General features: G+C 62.7%; 1 protein-coding gene. It reads left to right on the forward strand.

The features are described from left to right. Positions 1 to 723: 723 nt before the first annotated feature. Positions 724 to 2,405 (forward strand): adenylate/guanylate cyclase domain-containing protein (locus tag EOA85_RS32825; RefSeq protein ID WP_245486230.1); only part of this gene is annotated, 1,682 nt, incomplete at its 3' end.

Genomic DNA, 2,405 nt, shown 5'->3' on the forward strand with positions numbered 1-2,405 from the left:
ACCCAGACCGGTAAGCAGGAATCGGGTCGAGCCTTTGCTGCCATGCCACTGCTCGCGTGGCGGAAAGCCCCGCCGCTACACCGCTCCTGCACCGACATGCCGCGGCGTATGGTCGACCGGTTATGTGCGGTTCCTTGATTTGCCCGACGAACGCCACAAGCGGATCAGTCTCACGGAGCACTATTCGCCGTGATCGATCGAAGGCATTCTGAACAGCGTTGCTCCTTGTCCTTCACGAGCAAAATGGTTCCGACGAGCGCTTCGCGGCCTACCAGGGAATTCGACCGCATGATCCCCTGCAGCCACCATCGCCTGGGCAAGTGCGGCAGGCTCCTCCTTAAGATCCATTCCATCCAAATCGGGGATAACGCCTGCCTCGTGCTCGCAAAAGAAATAGTACCGCGGCGTAGCTGTCCACATTGAGGACGAAAACACAAGGTTGGCCCAGCCGTTCCAAAAAAATGCTGACGGGATGGAACAGCGGCCGACTGCCGCCCGCGAATTAAACACACGGCGGAACTCAGTTCGTGTGCCTCAAAGATTGGCCGCTTGTGGAGGTCCGCTTCTGGCGCCATAAGCAGAAATCGAGAACATTTTTCCGAAGTGAACATTGGGTTGATGCGTTAGGCACCGAAGCAAGCAAGGAGGCTGCATTCGGGGCGCGCCCTCTCTTAAAGCCGTCACCGGGCTTGCAATTCGGTGGCGCATTGCGACATTGGCTGCATGAGCACCTCCGCACAACCAGTGCGTCTGGCCCGCCCCGAAAAGAAGCGGCGTCGCATCCCCATTGCAGTCATCATGGCGTTGAGTTTTGGCAGCCTCGTATTCCTGTCGGTCGGGGGCGTGCTCGCATTGTCGGTCGGCGCCAATTTTCGCAACACGTTCGACTTGCTCGGCGCCCAGTCGACACTCCTGATCGATGCGATGGAGGACTCGCTGCGCGCCGAGATGGGAGACGCCGAGAACGCGGTGGACGGCATCGCGCAGCTGTATGCCCAGGGCGAGTTCCAGATCGACGACGAGGCGATGTCTGCAGCCGTTGCCGGTGCTCTGGCTGCCGCTTCGGGGGTCGAGGCGACGCTGATCTGCACCCCCGACCTCGTCTGCCGCGGCGCCGCGCGGTCCGTCGAAAACAACGTTTCAACGGGCGCGATCGAGCATTTTCCGGCCGAGCCCGAGAAGTCGTCCCAAGTCCGCGCCGCCCTCGAGCAACGCAGACAGGTCGACGGACGCCAGTGGGGTGCGTTCGTGGCTAACGAGTTCGGGCTATACGCGCATGTCTCCGTGCCGCTGGCACGTGATGGCGTGACGCAGGCCTGGGTGATCGCGGCGGTCGAATTGCAGAAACTGTCCGATATCACGCGGGAACTGTCATCGCGATTTGGCACGCATGCCTTCATTCTCGATGGCGAAGATCGCGTGCTCGCCGACCAAAGGCTGGCCGATCCCGACGCTCTGAAGAATGGCGTCCTGCCACTGACGCCGCTGGCCACGTATGGCGATCCGGTATTGGCCGCATATGGCTCCCGCAAGGTAGAGCGGGAGTTCGACACGCGCCACGCCCGCGACATAGAAATCGCCGAGATCGACCTGAGCGTGGACAATGCGTCCGAGTGGAGCGGCGACACCACGTACATCGCCATTACCCGCAAGATCGCAGGCTATGGCGACGAGCCCTGGACGCTCGGCGCGTATTTCGAGACCAGCCAGATCAGCGACGAGATCGAGCGCGTCATGGGATCGGCCCTGCTCGGTCTTGGGGCGATGGCCGTGGCGGTCATAGTCGCGATCCTGCTTGGCAGGCGCCTGTCGCGACCGATCCAGGCGATCGCCGGCCAGGCCACGCGCGTCGCCGATTTCGATCTCGACGGCGTGACCCCGCTGCCGCGCAGCAGGGTGCTGGAGTTGGACAACCAGGCTTCGGCCTTCAATGCTATGCTGATCGGTCTGCGTGCATTCTCGACCTATATTCCGCGCTCGCTGGTGGCCAAGCTGGTGCGCACCGGAGAGATCGGCATCGCCGAACCGCGCGAGGCGGTCGTGACTGTCATGTTCACCGATATCGCCGGTTTCACCACCCTGTCGGAGCGGATGGACGCTGCCGCTGCGGCCAGGCTCCTCAACCATCATTTCGAAATCCTGTGCCGCGCGGTCGACACGCATGGCGGCACGGTTGACAAGTTCTTGGGCGACGGCATGCTGGCATTCTTCGGCGCGCCAGACCGTCTGAAGGGCCATGCCGCCGCGGCCGTCCGCGCCGCCGCGGCCATTCGCGAGGAGCTGGAGAAGGACAATCTGGAAGCGGCCGGCGAAGGCCGGCCTCCGCTTCATGTCCGCATCGGCATCCATACGGGCTCCGTCATCGTCGGCAACATTGGCGCATCCGACCGCGTCAACTATACGAT

Source organism: Mesorhizobium sp. M5C.F.Ca.IN.020.29.1.1 (assembly GCF_003997375.1).
GTDB classification, from domain to species: Bacteria; Pseudomonadota; Alphaproteobacteria; order Rhizobiales; family Rhizobiaceae; genus Mesorhizobium; species Mesorhizobium wenxiniae.